General features: G+C 41.2%; 12 protein-coding genes. 10 read left to right on the top strand and 2 right to left on the bottom strand.

All coding sequences use genetic code 11. The features are described from left to right. Nucleotides 1-20 precede the first annotated feature (20 nt). The gene (locus J3L18_RS00105) at nucleotides 21-1310 is read right to left on the bottom strand and encodes an aminopeptidase P N-terminal domain-containing protein (protein ID WP_129569055.1); all 1290 of its coding nucleotides are present in this window, start codon (nucleotides 1308-1310) and stop codon (nucleotides 21-23) included. A 148-nt stretch (nucleotides 1311-1458) separates the two neighbouring features. Between J3L18_RS00105 and J3L18_RS00110 the strand changes: the two genes are divergently transcribed. The 9 genes from J3L18_RS00110 to J3L18_RS00150 all read left to right on the top strand — a co-directional run bounded on the left by J3L18_RS00110 (nucleotide 1459) and on the right by J3L18_RS00150 (nucleotide 12179). Beyond that, nucleotides 1459-2820 carry an OmpA family protein gene (locus J3L18_RS00110; RefSeq protein ID WP_129569054.1) on the top strand — a complete coding sequence of 454 codons (1362 nt, stop codon included), beginning with the start codon at nucleotides 1459-1461 and terminating at the stop codon, nucleotides 2818-2820. A 137-nt stretch (nucleotides 2821-2957) separates the two neighbouring features. Then, on the top strand, nucleotides 2958-3101 hold the full coding sequence (locus J3L18_RS00115) for a DUF6728 family protein (RefSeq protein ID WP_162997005.1): 144 nt from the start codon (nucleotides 2958-2960) through the stop codon (nucleotides 3099-3101). Beyond that, on the top strand, nucleotides 3098-3475 hold the full coding sequence (locus tag J3L18_RS00120; protein ID WP_129569053.1) for a RidA family protein: 378 nt from the start codon (nucleotides 3098-3100) through the stop codon (nucleotides 3473-3475). The genes J3L18_RS00115 and J3L18_RS00120 overlap by 4 nt, the downstream gene beginning before the upstream one ends. A gap of 419 nt (nucleotides 3476-3894) precedes the next feature. Beyond that, the gene (gene recG, locus J3L18_RS00125; RefSeq protein WP_129569052.1) at nucleotides 3895-5994 is read left to right on the top strand and encodes an ATP-dependent DNA helicase RecG; all 2100 of its coding nucleotides are present in this window, start codon (nucleotides 3895-3897) and stop codon (nucleotides 5992-5994) included. Between the two features lie 209 nt (nucleotides 5995-6203). Further along, nucleotides 6204-7586 carry a M20/M25/M40 family metallo-hydrolase gene (locus J3L18_RS00130; protein WP_129569051.1) on the top strand — a complete coding sequence of 461 codons (1383 nt, stop codon included), beginning with the start codon at nucleotides 6204-6206 and terminating at the stop codon, nucleotides 7584-7586. Nucleotides 7587-7726: 140 nt separating this feature from the next. Continuing rightward, nucleotides 7727-9049 carry an MFS transporter gene (locus J3L18_RS00135; RefSeq protein ID WP_223266149.1) on the top strand — a complete coding sequence of 441 codons (1323 nt, stop codon included), beginning with the start codon at nucleotides 7727-7729 and terminating at the stop codon, nucleotides 9047-9049. A 271-nt stretch (nucleotides 9050-9320) separates the two neighbouring features. After that, nucleotides 9321-10130: an SDR family oxidoreductase gene (locus J3L18_RS00140; protein WP_129569050.1), complete on the top strand. Its 810-nt coding sequence runs from the start codon at nucleotides 9321-9323 to the stop codon at nucleotides 10128-10130. 108 nt (nucleotides 10131-10238) lie between these two features. Next, on the top strand, nucleotides 10239-11480 hold the full coding sequence (locus J3L18_RS00145) for an AAA family ATPase (RefSeq protein ID WP_129569049.1): 1242 nt from the start codon (nucleotides 10239-10241) through the stop codon (nucleotides 11478-11480). After that, entirely contained in the window at nucleotides 11481-12179 is a 699-nt protein-coding gene (locus tag J3L18_RS00150) for a TetR family transcriptional regulator (RefSeq protein WP_129569048.1), read from the top strand. A gap of 70 nt (nucleotides 12180-12249) precedes the next feature. On the opposite strand, the gene ettA is transcribed toward J3L18_RS00150, so the two are convergent. Continuing rightward, nucleotides 12250-13932 carry an energy-dependent translational throttle protein EttA gene (gene ettA, locus J3L18_RS00155; protein ID WP_090528750.1) on the bottom strand — a complete coding sequence of 561 codons (1683 nt, stop codon included), beginning with the start codon at nucleotides 13930-13932 and terminating at the stop codon, nucleotides 12250-12252. A 525-nt stretch (nucleotides 13933-14457) separates the two neighbouring features. Between ettA and J3L18_RS00160 the strand changes: the two genes are divergently transcribed. Next, nucleotides 14458-16992: an ATP-dependent Clp protease ATP-binding subunit gene (locus J3L18_RS00160; protein ID WP_129569047.1), complete on the top strand. Its 2535-nt coding sequence runs from the start codon at nucleotides 14458-14460 to the stop codon at nucleotides 16990-16992. Nucleotides 16993-17138: the final 146 nt, after the last annotated feature.

Consider the following 17138-nt stretch of genomic DNA (forward strand, 5'->3'; position numbering starts at 1 on the left):
ATATAAATTTAATGTAAGTTTTAGCTGTTCATAATTTCTTCAATGTGTTCTGCTTCAACCGGGATGCTGCCCATTAAATCTATATTACCGGTGTCGGTGATAAGGATATTGTTTTCGAGGCGGATACCCAACCCCTCAGCGGCAATGTAAATGCCTGGTTCGCAGGTTAGTATATTCCCTGCCTCAAAAGGTTTATACCTGCTGGCATAGTCATGAACGTCCAGGCCCAGATGGTGCGAGGTGCCATGCATGAAGTATTTTTTATACAGAGGGGCGTTTTTATCCTGTTTTTCAACATCATGTCTGTCAAGCAAGCCCAGGCCCATAAGCTCTCCCGTCATGATTTTACCAACTTCCTCCTGGTATTCATTCCATACTGTGCCTGCTACAATGAGTTTTGTAGCTTCCCGCATCACTTTTAAAACGGCATTATAAACCTGGCGCTGCCGCTCAGTGAAACGGCCGCTAACAGGTATTGACCGGGTCATATCAGCATTATAATTGCCATATTCTGCACCGAAATCAAGCAGTATTACATCGCCCTTGTTACATACCTGGTTATTATCATTGTAGTGCAGCACAATAGCGTTGGCGCCCGAAGCAATAATTGGATTGTAAGCATGGCCCGTAGCACGCTGCCTGATGAATTCATGAATAATCTCAGCTTCAATTTCATACTCGGTTACACCGGGTTTGGTATATTTTAAAACACGTACAAAAGCATCACGCGTAATGTCACAGGCTTTTTGTGTAAGCTGTATTTCAATATCTGATTTTATTACCCTGAGATCGCGTAAAATTGGCGCCGAACGGGTGTAATTATGAAGCGGGTACTTTAACTTAAGAGCTTCATACATGCGGTATTCGCGATATGGAACAGTATGAACGTACCGGTCATTTTCATTAGTATTGATGTAAATATTTTCGCTATAGTTAATAATGCCATGGAGTATGGTATCATATTCATTCAGCCAAAAAATACTTTCAATGCCCGATGCTTCGCGTGCTTCCTCTTTAGTGTATTTGTGGCCCTCCCAAATAGCTATATGCTCGTTAGTTTGTCTTAAAAAAAGTACTTCTCTGTATGCTTTATTAGGACAATCGGGGTACAAAACCAGGATGCTTTGTTCCTGATCAATGCCCGTTAGGTAAAAAAAATCCGGGTTTTGTTTAAACATAAATGCCTGATCACCACTACGCGGGAACTCGTCATTGGCATGAAAAATAGCGATTGAATTGGGTTTTGTTCTTGAAACGAAATTTTTTCTATTATTTGTAAATAAGCTATTTTTTATCGGCAGATATTTCATATTTATCGGTTGAATATTTTATTAAATCATTTTTTTTTAGTTATTTGTGTAACTATTACAATTTTTGGAACAATGTTTGGTCATGGATTCAAACATAATTACTAAATTTGAAAAAAATCACAATTAAAATCGTTTAATCTTAAAAACTATGAATTATTCTACATTAAAGAAAACAGTCGCATTGTCTTTTGCTTCTTTGATGGTTGCAGGTTTGGCGAACGCGCAAACCGATTCAACCAAAACAACGGCAACTACAACGTCATCTGAAACCTCAACCGCTAAGGTATTTGGTGGTTTAGGCCAGTACAGGAAATTTAGCATTGGTGTAAATGGTGGTGTTACCTCACAATCATTAGCAACCGGTGGTTCAAGCGATTTCCAAAAGAAAAAACTTAGCCTTGGTTATGGCATTTCATTGAAAGAGCAATTAGCACATTCTTTTGCTTTACAATTAGATCTGAACGGCGGTAAAATTAAAGGCGAAAATGATGGTACCGGCGGTACTTACCGTAATGGTTATGTTAGCTATGATACCAAATTCTGGCAAGGAAGTTTAAGCGCGGTTGTTAACGTTGCTACTATCGATTTCATCCGTCGTAAAAATGCTGTTAACTTCTACTTCAAAGGTGGTTTCGGTTTAGCGATGTATGATCCAACTATTACAAGGATTAACAATGGAACCCAGGTAACCGGTCATTTCAAAAACGATGGTGCAAGCGGTACTCATTACGTAAAAGAATTGGTTATCCCTGTTGGTGCAGGTGTTAAATTTCGTTTAAGTGACGCTGTTGCCTTAGATTTGGGTTATACTCAAAACTATGTTGATGGTGATAACCTTGACGGTTTCAACAGGGCTTATCCTACTAAAGACCACTACTCATACGGTTACGCTGGTTTAGAATTTACTTTAGGTTCAAAATCGAAACCAGTATTAGAGTGGGTTAACCCGGTTGCTATGATGTATGACGAGCTGTATGATGCAGCTTTACGTCAGGAAGTTGAAGCTTTAAAAGGCCGTGTTGCTAACGTTGAAACTGCAGTTAACGACCTGAAAAAAGACTCTGACGGTGACGGTGTTGCTGATCAGTTTGACAAATGCCCAGGTACTGCTGCAGGTAGCGTAGTTGATGGCTCTGGTTGCGTTATCGTATTCCCTAAAGATACCGTTGCTCCAACTCCAGCTGCTGCTTACTCAAACATCCAGTTTGAATTTGATAGCTCAGTATTACGTACTTCATCTTACCCAGTGTTAGATGCTACTTCAGCTGATTTACGTTCATCTGGTTCAGCTGTTGAAGTTGACGGTTTCGCTTCATCTGAAGGTACTGCTGCTCACAACTTATCATTATCTAAAGACCGCGCTAACTCAGTAAAAACTTACTTAGTTAACTCTGGTGTTGATGCTAAGAAAGTGAAAGTAAAAGGTTACGGTGAAACTAACCCAATTGCTGACAACTCAACTGAAGAAGGCCGCGTACTTAACCGTCGTGTTCAATTCAAAAAGAAATAATATCTGATTAAATATTATTTGCGAAGGCTCCGGATAACCCGGAGCCTTCTTTGTTTTATAAGGTTTTGTGCTTAATAGTTATACCTTATATAATAGGTATGGGTTTACAGCGGCAAAATTTTACGTAAGTTTGTGTAATGTATTTCTTCAGGAAAAAAGATCCAAACAGGCCCGACAACTTTAACTTGCGGGTAATGCATTTTATAAATGCGCTGGCTATAATCATGTTCCTGGCCGGGATTATCTGGAAACTGGTACAGGTATTTATACTTAAAAAATGAAAGCAATCATCAATACCAACAATGCACCTGCCCCTATTGGGCCATATAGCCAGGCTACCTTAGCCGGCGGTTTTTTATTTGTTTCGGGCCAGATCCCTATTGATCCGCTAAGTGGCGAACTCATTAGCAGCGACATCAAAGCAGAGGCTACACAGGTAATGGAAAATATCAAAGCTATTTTAACCGAAGCCAGTTTAGGTTTTGATAATATAGTAAAAACCAGTATCTTCTTAACCGATCTGCAAAATTTTGTACAGGTTAATGAAGTTTACGGAACCTATTTTACTGCCGATTTTCCGGCCCGCGAAACTATCCAGGTATCCGCTTTACCAAAAGGGGTAAACGTTGAGATCTCGGTTATTGCGGTCAAATAATATTTTTTGATTTCGGAATTCGGATGTTCGATTTCGGATTTTTTCTGAACCGGGCTAAAAAAATGTTTTAGGGATTTATTGAATTTTTGGTATTCTGTAAATCTCTAAATCCTGTAAATTCTGATTCAGACAAATGCGTTAGGGATAGTAGCGGATACCGGCCTGTGCTTAATGCCTGCGGGCGTATGAGCGAATAGCCCGGCCGCAGGCAACGCCCTGATTAAGTTTGCAGTTTAGAGTGAGCAGGTCGCAGTTGTCTGCGATTGGTTCTGTCTGCTTTCGAATTTTTAGAATTATATGAATTGCCCGGATGCAAAACAAATTCTACAAATTCCAATAATTCGTTTAATTCGGGTTCAGACAAAAATCCTGTTAATTCTTAAATTCAGTAAATTCTGATTCAGACAACATTTTAATCAATGAACCCTTTTCAAACGCCACTTGTATATTTAAAAGGTGTAGGCCAGTCGAGGGCCGAGGTTTTGAAAAAGGAACTTGAACTGCACACCTTTGAAGATTTGCTGCGCCATTTCCCGTTCAGGTATATTGACCGTACCCGCTTTTATAAAGTAAGGGAGATACGAGAGGAGCTGCCTTATGTACAGGTGCTGGCGCGTATTATCAATAAAGAAGTTGTTGGCGAAAAGCAAAGCCGCCGCCTGGTGGTAAAAGCCAAAGATGATACTGGGATAATTGAGCTGGTATGGTTTAAGGGCATTAACTGGATAGAGAAAACCATTATTCCCGGTAAGGTTTATATACTGTTTGGCAAGCCTGGCTTCTTTAATATGATGCCGCAAATGGCGCATCCCGAAATGGAGTTGTATATGCCGGGCGCTCAAAAACAGGGTAACCTATCCTTACAACCTGTTTACAACTCAACAGAAAAGCTCAAACAATTTTCGCTGGATAGCAAAGGAATTCAAAAACTTACCGCGGTATTGCTTGATCTGCATGCTAAGGACATTCGTGAAAACCTGCCTTTATATATCACCAATCAGTTTAAGCTGCTCAACCGGGCTGATGCTTACCGTAACATTCATTTCCCGGCTGATGCTACACTTCTTAATGAAGCATTACACCGTTTGAAGTTTGAAGAGTTGTTTCTGCTTCAGCTTAAATTACTTAAAAATAAACTGCTTCATACGCAAAAGTTTAAAGGGAATGTATTTGATAAAGTTGGGCATTATTTTAATGAGTTTTATCATCACAAGCTGCCTTTTACCTTAACCGATCCGCAGAAGCGGGTATTGAAGGAGATTAGGCAGGATACCCAGCGAGGCATACAAATGAATCGTCTGCTTCAGGGTGATGTGGGTAGCGGTAAAACCGTAGTAGCGCTGATGAGCATGTTAATAGCTATTGATAACGGTTTTCAAACCTGTATTATGGCGCCTACCGAGATCTTGGCCAACCAGCATTATCAAACCATTAAAAGCCTGGTGGGCGATGATTTTATTGAGGTCGCTTTATTAACGGGTTCAACCAAACAAAAGGAGCGTAAAGTGTTGCATCAAAAGCTTGAAGAAGGTACGCTTAAAATATTGGTTGGTACCCATGCCCTTATTGAAGATAAAGTACAGTTTAAAAACCTGGGCTTTGTGGTAATTGATGAACAGCACCGCTTTGGGGTTGAGCAACGGGCTAAACTTTGGCGAAAAAATGCTGTTCCGCCGCATATATTAGTAATGACGGCTACACCTATTCCCCGTACATTGGCCATGACATTATATGGTGACCTGGATGTGTCAGTGATTGACCAGTTGCCGGCTGGTCGTAAACCTATCCAAACGGTTCATTTTTATGAAAATCAGCGCTTACGGATGTTTGGTTTTATGAAACGGGAGATAGCATTGGGCAGACAGATCTATGTAGTATACCCGCTGATCCAGGAAAGTGAAAAGCTCGACCTTAAAAACCTGGAGGATGGCATTGAGACTATGTCGCGCGAGTTTCCGCTGCCTGATTACCGGCTCAGTATTGTACACGGCAAAATGAAGCCTGCCGAGAAAGATTTTGAAATGCAGCGTTTTATTAAAGGCGAAACGCAGATCATGGTGGCCACTACCGTAATAGAAGTAGGGGTAAACGTACCGAATGCTTCGGTGATGATCATTGAAAATGCCGAGCGTTTTGGCCTGTCGCAATTGCACCAGCTGAGGGGGAGGGTTGGGCGCGGGGCCGAGCAATCCTATTGTATTTTGATGAGCAGTCATAAATTGAGTCACGACGGCAAGATCCGTCTGGATACCATGGTGAAGACCAACAATGGCTTTGAAATTTCGGAGATAGACCTGCAGTTGCGGGGACCGGGCAACATAGAAGGCACCCAGCAAAGCGGCGTAGTTGATCTGAAACTGGCCAACCTGGCCACCGATCAGGAGTTACTTTTCAAGGTACGCAAATGTGTTGAAACCATTTTTGAAAAAGACCCTCAACTGGCACATCCCGAAAACCAGATTTTGCATCATGCCTTTGAAGTAAAGAACGCAGGGTTGAGTTGGGATAAGATATCTTAAGCCAAGAATACTACAGAATAATCCCGCGTCATTGCGAGGAACGAAGCAATCCCAGATGTGCAGAGTAGCTGTGCAGGTTCGCCCTGTAAAGTATGGGATTGCTTCGTACCTCGCAATGAGGTCTTTTTTAATTTAGTATAATGCCCGTAACCCTTCCTCCTTTAGCTGTCAAATAGTACATTTGTTAAAACTGATCTTACTGTTTATATATGAAGAAATTTACTTTATTATTTTCTGTTGCTGCATTGCTGTGTACACAAGTTAAGGCACAGGACTCTTTAACTATCCGCAAAATGTATGACGAAGCGTTGGTTAACGGCCAGTGTTATGAAAATCTCCATTACCTGTGCAAAAATATAGGTCAGCGCCTCAGCGGTTCTGGCAATGCTCAAAAGGCTGTCGACTGGAGTAAAAAACTGATGGATGGTTATGGTTTCGATAAAGTTTACCTGCAGGAAGTAATGGTGCCGCATTGGGTGCGCGGAGCGAAAGAGGAGGCCGCTATTATTGATGGTAAAACCCGCATCCCGGTACCGATTGTTGCGCTGGGTATGTCAATAGCAACGCCTAAAGCAGGTATTACAGCTAATGTTATCGAGGTTAAAAGCATAAAAGAACTTGAGAGTCTTGGCGAGAGTGTGGTGAAAGGAAAGATCGTTTTTTTTAACCGCGCGTTCGATCCGCGTTTTATTGAAACAGGTATGGCCTACGGCACAGCAGGCGATCAGCGTTTTATGGGGCCGGCCGTAGCTGCCAAACTTGGTGCAGCCGGTGTAATAGTGCGTTCGCTCACTGAAATCATCGATGATTATCCGCATACCGGCGCTACCCTTGCTGCCCCGGGCAGTAAAATGATTCCAGCCGCGGCCATATCTACAAAAGCAGCCAATAAGTTGAGCGCTATGCTTAAGTTGAGGAAATTCCCGGCGGCAAAATTTTACTTTAAGCAAAATTGCGAGTTACTGCCTGATGTGAAATCATTTAACGTTATAGGAGAAATTACCGGCTCTGAAAATCCTAATAAATTTATTACCGTTGGCGGCCATCTTGATTCATGGGATTTGGCCGAAGGTGCACATGACGACGGTACTGGCGTAATGCAGTCGGTTGAGGTATTGAGAATTTTTAAAACGGTTGGATACAAACCTAAAAACTCGGTACGCGCCGTGCTTTTCATGAACGAGGAAAATGGTCATAAAGGCGGCACTAAATATGCCGAACTGGCCGCCCAAAATAAAGAGCAACACATTGCTGCTATTGAAACCGACGAAGGCGGCTTTACACCCCGCGGGTTCAGCTTTGCTGATGTATCAAAAGATTTTATCAAAAAAGTGAATGATAACTTCAAATCAATCCTGGAGCCATACGATGTTGACAAGTTAACCATCGGAGGGGCGGGTACGGATATTGAGCCGATGAAAGAAACGGTACCGGGAGTAGTATTGATTGGCTTCCGCCCGGATTCACAACGATATTTCGACTTGCACCATACTGCTAAAGACGTTTTTGAAAACGTAAACAAACGTGAGCTGGAACTTGGCGCGGCTGGTATGGCAGCGTTAATTTATTTGATAGATCAGCACGGATTGTAAGGAACCGAACCATGATTTTTAGGATTAAAGGATGATCCTGATGTGATACCATGCATAAAATTCATGGTAATCTTCTAATCCTAAAAATCAAGGTTCAAAAAAATAGCTACCTTTGCGGCACATCTAAAAATTAATAAATAGTGACCGAAGAAGGCGATAGTAAACCCCGAAAAGTAGACTCCTTTGCAGCATTGCGTTATAAAGATTTCAGATCTTACATAGGCATGCGTTTTTGTTTCACCTTTGCATACTCCATGCAGGCCGTAGTACTCGGCTTTTATATTTACAGTATCACCCATAGTAAAATAGCCCTCGGCCTTATTGGCTTGTGCGAGGCTATTCCGGCTATTGGTATTGCTTTGTACGGCGGCTATATCGCCGATAAATCTGAAAAGCGAAAAATGCTTTTGCTGATCTTTAGTGGAGTGTTACTGACATCCCTGGTGATGTTTACCGTAACACTCAAAAGCGTGAGCGGTATTATTCATACTGGTTGGATTGTACCTATTATGTACGCTATGATATTTTGTAATGGTGTGGCGCGTGCCTTTTATGGCCCGGCAACATTCACCATTTACGCTAACAGTATCCCGAAAGAATTGTATCCAAATGGCAGTACCTGGAGCAGTAGCAGCTGGCAAGTTGCATCTATTTTGGGCCCGGCAGCAGGTGGTTTAATATACGGTTATGCGGATAAGGTAATACCTGGTTTAAGCGGTATAACTGCTACGTTTAGCTGTATTCTGTTTTTGCTACTGGTATCGTTGGTGTTGGTGTACATGCTGCGTCAATATCCTGCACAATATGTTCCTAAAGAAAGTATCTGGAAAAGCCTTTCGGAAGGGATTCACTTTGTGTTTAGTAATAAGATGATGATAGGCGCTATGAGCCTTGATCTGTTTTCGGTATTTTTTGGTGGTGCGGTGGCTTTGCTGCCTGTTTTTGCCAATGAGATATTAAAAGTAGGTGCTGAGGGACTGGGTATCATGAGGGCTATGTCGTCATTAGGGGCGGTATTAACCATGCTGGTGATGACACGTTTTTCGCCGATGGGCAAGCCGTGGCGTAACCTGCTTATTGCGGTGACCGGTTTTGGTTTGTCAATCATATGTTTTGGTTTATCAACTAATTTTTACCTCTCGCTATTATTTATATTTACTGAAGGAGCTTTTGATAGTATCAGTGTTATTATCCGAGGTACGCTGATGCAGCTTTTGACACCAGATCATATGCGTGGCAGGGTATCGGCAGTAAACCAGATGTTTATCGGCTCATCTAACGAGATCGGCGCTTTTGAATCGGGCACGGCAGCGCAATTGTTAGGCACTGTTCCGTCGGTGTTATTTGGCGGCAGCATGACTATGCTTATTGTGGGCATTACTTATCTGAAAACCAAGAAGCTAATCCCATTGTCCTTGCAGCAGATTCATGCACCAGGTGAGAAGGGGATAAAGGAGGCGTAGAGAAATTCTGACATTCCTAAAACGGGTGTCCTGCTGAGTGTTTAAATCCAGGGCCTCTGCTTCGACAAGCTCAGAGTGACAGGCCGTCGCTCTCCATGTGTTTACTATTTTGCGGACGATATCGCTTTCACAATCATGAATTTTTCATGTAGCCGGCATTATTTTTAATCTATCCCCTTGCTTTGCTGCATTATAAATTCACATCTTTACGTTGCCAAAAAACGGCATCATCAAACCAATAAACAATAAAACAAACTCACCCTTACAAACAATGAAAAAGGTAATATTAGTAACAGGAGCATCTTCTGGTATTGGCTTAGCTTGTGCCAGTGCACTGCAAGCGGCAGGCCATACGGTTTACGGGTCATCACGTAACCTCGACCGCATGAAATCTGTGTCGTTTAAACCTGTTCAACTTGATGTTACCGACGATGCTTCGGTAAAGGCAGCAATCGACACCATTATTAAGACCGAAGGCAAAATCGACGTATTGGTGAACAATGCCGGCAATGGTGTAACTGGCCCGGCTTATGCTATGCCGGTTGAAAGTGCGAAGCAACAGTTTGAGGTTAACTTTTTTGGTGTGATCCGTGTTAGTTCGGCAGTATTGCCGGGCATGATCGAAAAAGGTCAGGGCCTTATTGTAAACATCAGCTCATTGGCCGGTTTATTCGGCTTGCCATATCAAGGTATGTACAGCGCCTCAAAATATGCTATTGAAGGCTACTCGCAAAGTTTAAGGATGGAACTGCGCAATACGGGTGTTAAAGTAACCCTGCTTAATCCCGGCGACTTTAAATCAGACTTTAGCCAGAACCGTGCAAAAGTAAAATTCCCGATCAAAAACGATAAACTGGAAACCGAATACAATGCCGCAGTTGCCGCTATGGAAAAAGATGAAAGCATTGCCCCAAGTCCGGAATCATTAGCTAAAAAACTGGTTTCGATAGTGGCATCATCAAGCCCGAAGCACCGTTACCTGGTTGGGCAAATTGGTCAAACGATCGTGCCTACATTAAAAGCGATTTTGCCGGGTGGTTTGTTTGAGAAGTTGATGAATGATCATTACGGGATAAAATAGGTTTTACCGTTTGTAAATAGAAAATGCCACTCGGTTTGGGAGGCATTTTTTGTTTGGTGTGATTTAATTATTAACGTTGTTGTATGTTTGCAATAGATAGAGGCTTTTATGATAAACAAGATTTCGATAAGTAACTTTAAATCAATCCGGGATTTGGATGTGGAGTTAGGGCGGGTTAACGTTTTTATAGGTGAAAATGGTTCCGGGAAATCTAATATACTTGAAGCCGTTGCCATGGCCTCTGCTTCTAATGGAAGTGAGTTGAATGTTGAAGGGTTATTCAATAAAGGTGTAAGGGTAACAAAACCATCACTTACTTTCAATTCTTTTTTGGGTATGCAGGCTAAATCGGAAATAAAAATTACAATTGTAAGTGATGAGACTATCTTGACGTCTTCCTTTACATCAGAAAATCCAGATGATATATATTCAGTTTGGGAAGACAAGGGGAATAATTATGGTTCGAAGCATCTTTGGAAAGATATCAATAATAAAGCCTACGAAACTATATTAACTCAATTTAATGACTTTATAAATAATCAGAAAAATTTAGAGTTAAGAGATACATTCATTAAAGCGCAGGAGAACGACCTATTTAAAGATGTGTTTGATAAAGCTTTTAAAGAAAAGGCCGAGGAGTTGTCGCAATCTGCCTTGGATCAAGCAAAATCTACAATCTCTGATTTTCTTATTTATAACATAAATACTAATTCACTGAGAGGAATAAATAATGATAGTAAAAAACAACCTTTGGGCATAAATGGCGAAGGCTTAGATGTTTTACTCTCAACTTTTTCTAAAAACAAGTTAGACGAATTAACTAAATTAAATTTTATTTCCTGGCTTAAGAAAATCGATATTGATGCCAGCGATGCTTTAAAAAATAAAGGGTATAAATTGGGGCGCAGTAATTCGGAGCTATACTTTATGGATAAGTTCATGCAAAAGAAGAATAATTTATTTGCAGCAGAGAATGCTAACGAAGGTGCCTTGCATGTATTGTTTTATTTGGCATTGTTTATTAGTGAAAAGACACCGAAATTTTTTGCTATTGACAATATTGAAAATGCTTTAAATCCATCATTGTGTAGGCAAGTTATAAAAAATATAACAGAACTTTCTAAAAAGAACGATAAGCAAGTACTGATAACTACCCATAATCCTGCAGTAATTGATGGTTTGAATTTGCACGATGATGAACAGCGTTTATTTGTAGTTAAAAGAACCGACGAAGGCTACACTAAGGTCGAACGCATCAAAATGAAACCGAACGCGGATGATCAAAAGTATAAACTTTCAGAACTTTGGATGCGCGGTTATTTAGGCGGTTTACCTTCAAATATTTTTTAAATGATTGTTGGTATTTACGCTGAAGGCAGAGGCGACTTGGCGGTTATTACGAATATTTTAAAAGGTGCATTGGGCATTGATAGATCAGACATGAGCTATAGAGTGCCTGAATTTGAGTTGGATCAAACTGATTTAAGCACAATGCCAGTCGAACAACACAGTAGCTGGACAGTTGTAAAGAAGGTTTGTGAAGAAAAGACTTTGATAGATACTTTCTTTGATAGCCCGATTGAACAAGTATCTTTTATTGTTATTCAAATTGATACTGCTGAAAGACATTTAGAAGATTATGGAGTGACAGAGCCGGTAAAAACCAGAGATATTGATCTCAAAGAATATTGTAGTCAATTACGTTCTAAAGTAGTTGACAAAATAAACAGCTGGCACGATGATTTGGATGGCGATAAAGTAACTTATGCAATAGCGATTGAGGAAATCGATGCTTGGGTTTTAACAATTTATGATAAGGGCAACAAAGACACTTCGATATACTCAAACCCTAAAAAAGCGTTGAATGATCAACTTAATATTATATTAAGCAAAAAGGAAAAAGGAGTGCTTTCTGCAAAAGCTTTTGATAAATACGATTGGTTAAGTTCTCCTTTTAAGAAAAAGAAAATTCTTAAAGCTTGTATGGATAAAAATGAGAGTTTAAAGTTGTTTTGTAAATCTTTAACAGCCTTTAAACAAGAAGAATAGATTTTTCCAAATGTTAACTTTGTATACTGACTAATATTTATCAGCCAATATACAAAGTTACTCAATGCTTTTACGCTGTCAACTTCTTATACTTAATCCTTTTCGGAGCAACATCGCCTAAGCGTTTCTTTCGGTTTTCTTCATAATCAGAATAGTTGCCTTCAAAGAAGTAGACCTGAGAGTTACCTTCAAAAGCCAGGATGTGCGTACAAATACGGTCGAGGAACCAGCGGTCGTGGCTGATCACTACAGCACAGCCTCCAAAGTTCTCCAGTGCCTCTTCCAATGCACGTAGAGTGTTTACGTCGATATCGTTAGTAGGCTCATCCAGTAGCAATACGTTCGACCCTTTTTTGAGGGTGATAGATAAGTGCACACGGTTGCGCTCGCCACCTGATAGTACACCTACTTTTTTCTGCTGATCGGCGCCGTTAAAGTTAAACTTGGATACATATGCCCTTGAGTTAAGCGGGCGGTTACCCACCATAATAGTTTCCAAACCACCGGTTACGTTTTCCCAAACAGATTTGTTAGGGTCAAGATCATCATGCATCTGGTCAACATAACCTAAGGCTACGGTTTCACCCACACGGAAAGTACCGGCATCCGGCTGATCTTGCCCTGTGATTAAACGGAACAGTGTAGTTTTACCCGCGCCGTTAGGGCCAATGATGCCAACTATACCGGCAGGTGGTAAGGAGAAGCTCAGGTTATCGAACAATAATTTATCGCCGTATGATTTGCTTACGCCATTGGCCTCAATCACTACATTACCCAAACGCGGGCCCGGCGGAATGAACAGCTCCAGTTTTTCTTCGCGTTCTTTAGTTTCCTCAGATGCCAGTTTTTCGTAATTTCCTAAACGGGCTTTTGATTTGGCGTGGCGGCCTTTCGGGCCCATACGCACCCATTCCAGCTCGCGCTCCAGGGTTTTCTGACGTTTGCTTTCACTCTTTTCTTCCTGGGCCAAACGCTTGGCTTTTTGATCTAACCATGAGGAATAATTTCCTTTCCATGGGATACCTTCTCCACGGTCAAGCTCGAGGATCCAGCCGGCAACGTTATCAAGGAAATATCTGTCGTGCGTTACAGCTATAACAGTTCCTTTATATTGCTGTAAATGTTGTTCCAGCCAATCAATAGATTCGGCATCCAGGTGGTTGGTAGGCTCATCAAGCAACAATACATCCGGCTCCTTTAATAAAAGGCGACATAAAGCTACGCGGCGGCGCTCACCACCAGATAATACTGAGATTTTGGTATCCGGTTCAGGACAGCGAAGGGCATCCATGGCGCGTTCCAGTTTGCTATCCAGCTCCCATGCGTTTACCGCATCAATTTTATCCTGTAATTCGCCCTGGCGGTTCATGAGTTTTTCCATGGCATCGGCATCTTCATAATATTCCGGAAGACCGAATTTTTCGTTGATCTCTTCATATTCCTTTAGTAAGGCAGTAGTTTCAGAAACCCCTTCCTCAACTATTTCGCGCACGGTTTTTTCAGGGTCAAGTTCCGGTTCCTGGCTCAGGTAGCCAACGGTATATCCAGGCGAAAACACCACTTCGCCTATATTGGTTTTATCAATCCCTGCAATAATTTTGAGCAATGACGATTTACCGGAGCCATTTAAGCCGATAACGCCAATTTTTGCGCCGTAAAAAAACGACAGGTATATGTTTTTTAATACTGTTTTTTGCGGGGGATAAACTTTGCTCACCCCGGCCATTGAAAAAATTATCTTTTCGTCTGCCATTATAATTGGATCAATAAATAGAAATTCAAATATGGCTAAAATAGATGAAACGGAGGTTGTAGATTAATGATTAGGGGGGTAGTAATTTTAAGTTGTTTTTTGAGTTATAATGTTAATTTAAATTTAATTGAATCTTAAGCGAAGCGCACAACCATCACCGCGGGTTTCCCGTATATAAGTTATATGACGATACCTGCTGGCTAATGCCTAATTGTCATGTTTATGACGAAATGCCTTAAAAGGTGGAAATGTTATTAAATATTTGAAATTTGTTTAAACTTTTTTAGGATATTTATATCAAACAGGTAAGTTTCGTTCGTATATTGTAAAAAAAATGCTTGTTAGCGGGCTTTTCAGATAAAAACTGTTGATTGATGCCAAACTTTGATACATTGCGTATCATTACAATGTCTGTTTCTGCAAAGCATTAAATGTTGGCAATATTGTTGATGAAAGTAAACAGGCGTCGTAATTTGTAAAAACATAATTTATACATTAGGGCGTTCAATAATTAGAAAGGTATATATGGAAGCTAAATTTTCGCCGAGGGTAAAGGATGTTATTCAATATAGCAGGGAAGAGGCATTACGCCTTGGGCATGACTATATTGGTACAGAACATCTTTTGCTTGGGCTTATCCGCGATGGGGATGGTGTAGCAATTAAATTGCTGAAGGGATTGAACGTTGATACCGCAAAACTTCGCCGCGCCGTTGAGGATGCAGTAAAGGGAACTATTGGAACAAACGTACATATCGGCAGCATCCCGTTAACAAAACAGGCCGAGAAGGTATTGAAGATAACTTATCTGGAAGCCAAAATATTTAAAAGCGATGTGATTGGTACAGAGCACCTGCTGCTGTCTATCCTTCGCGATGAGGACAACATCGCCTCACAAATACTTGTACAGTTTAATGTAAACTACGAGGTATTTAAAGGCGAAGTTGAATCGCATAAAAACGATGTTACTGACGAAATGCCGGGATCACCTACAGGCGGTGATGATGACTTTAAAGAAGAAGAGTCATTTAGTCAGCCTAAAAAAGTATCCGACATTAAATCAAAAACACCGGTACTTGATAACTTTGGCCGCGATTTAACCCGCGCCGCTGAAGATGGCAAGCTTGACCCTATTGTTGGTCGTGAAAAAGAGATCGAAAGGGTATCACAAATTCTATCGCGCCGTAAAAAGAACAACCCTATATTAATAGGTGAGCCTGGTGTAGGTAAATCAGCCATTGCCGAAGGGCTTGCATTACGCATTGTTCAGCGTAAAGTATCACGTGTATTGTTCAATAAGCGTGTAGTTACACTTGATTTAGCCTCATTGGTGGCAGGTACCAAATACCGCGGCCAGTTTGAAGAGCGTATGAAAGCGGTAATGAACGAACTGGAAAAATCACCTGATGTAATTTTATTTATTGACGAGATCCATACTATAGTAGGCGCTGGTGGTGCTTCAGGTTCGCTTGATGCGTCAAATATGTTTAAACCAGCTTTGGCGAGGGGAGAGATACAATGCATTGGCGCAACCACTTTAGATGAATATCGCCAGTACATTGAAAAAGATGGTGCTTTGGACCGTCGTTTCCAAAAGGTAATGGTTGAGCCGGCTACGCCGACTGAAACTATCGAGATCCTGAACCGCATTAAGGATAAATATGAAGAACACCACGGTGTTACTTATACTCCTGAAGCAATCAATGCCTGCGTTAACTTAACCACCCGTTACATTACCGACAGGTTTTTACCGGACAAGGCTATCGACGCGCTTGATGAAGCTGGTTCACGTGTTCACTTAACCAATATCCACGTGCCTCAAAATATTTTAGATATTGAGCAAAAGATTGAACAGATCAAGATTGAAAAAAACAAAGTTGTTCGCAGCCAGAAATACGAGGAAGCTGCGCAGTTACGTGATACTGAGAAGAATTTGTTAGTTGAGCTTGATCAGGCAAAAGCTGTTTGGGAAGCTGAAACAAAATCAAAACGTTACACTGTAACCGAGGATAATGTTGCCGAAGTAGTATCAATGATGACCGGCATCCCTGTACAACGTGTAGGTCAGGCCGACAGTCAGAAGCTGTTGCACATGAGCGATACTGTTGCCAGCAAGATCATTGGTCAGGATGAGGCTATCAAAAAGCTAACCCGTGCTATACAGCGTACTCGTGCAGGTTTGAAAGATCCTAAAAAACCTATTGGTTCCTTTATCTTTTTAGGCCCTACAGGTGTTGGTAAAACCGAGCTTGCTAAAGAGCTTGCCCGCTTTATGTTCGATACCGAAGATGCCCTGATCCAGATTGACATGAGCGAATACATGGAGAAATTCGCAGTATCCCGTTTAGTGGGTGCGCCTCCGGGCTATGTAGGTTATGAAGAAGGCGGTCAGTTAACTGAAAAAGTACGTCGTAAGCCATATGCTGTAGTATTACTGGATGAGATTGAAAAAGCTCACCCTGATGTATTCAATATCCTGTTGCAGGTTTTGGATGAAGGTCAGTTGACCGATTCATTAGGCCGTAAGGTTGATTTCAGGAATACTATCATCATCATGACATCAAACATCGGTGCCCGCCAGTTGAAAGACTTTGGACAAGGCGTAGGTTTCAGCACCAATGCTAAAACTTTACAGGCCGAAAGCCATTCACGCGGTGTTATTGAGAATGCCTTGAAACGTGCATTTGCTCCTGAGTTCCTGAACCGTATTGATGACGTTATCGTATTTAACTCATTAGGTAAAGAAGAAATCTTCAAAATCATCGATATCGAGCTTGCTTACCTGTTTAGCCGTGTAAATGGCTTAGGTTTCAAAATTGAGCTTACCGATGCTGCAAAAGATTTCATTGCCGATAAAGGTTATGACTCGCAATTTGGTGCAAGGCCGCTTAAACGTGCCATCCAGAAATACCTGGAAGATCCAATTGCCGAAGAGATCCTTAAAGGTGAATTGGCCGAAGGTGACGTGATGGTAGTTGATTTTGATACTGAAACCAAAGAGATCAAAATCACCGACCGCAAAGGCGAAAGCAAAAAACCAGAGCAGGAAGAGCAAAAGTAATTTTGCGGTACTGTAATTAATATTAAAACCCCGTTTCGATTTTTCGGAACGGGGTTTTGTTTGCTGTCTGAACCGGGATTTTAGTGGATTTTTGGGATTAATCGGATTTTTGTCTGAACTCGAATTTTTTGAATTTTAAGAATTTA

The organism is Mucilaginibacter gossypii, assembly GCF_017569325.2.
In the GTDB taxonomy this organism is placed as follows: domain Bacteria; phylum Bacteroidota; class Bacteroidia; order Sphingobacteriales; family Sphingobacteriaceae; genus Mucilaginibacter; species Mucilaginibacter gossypii.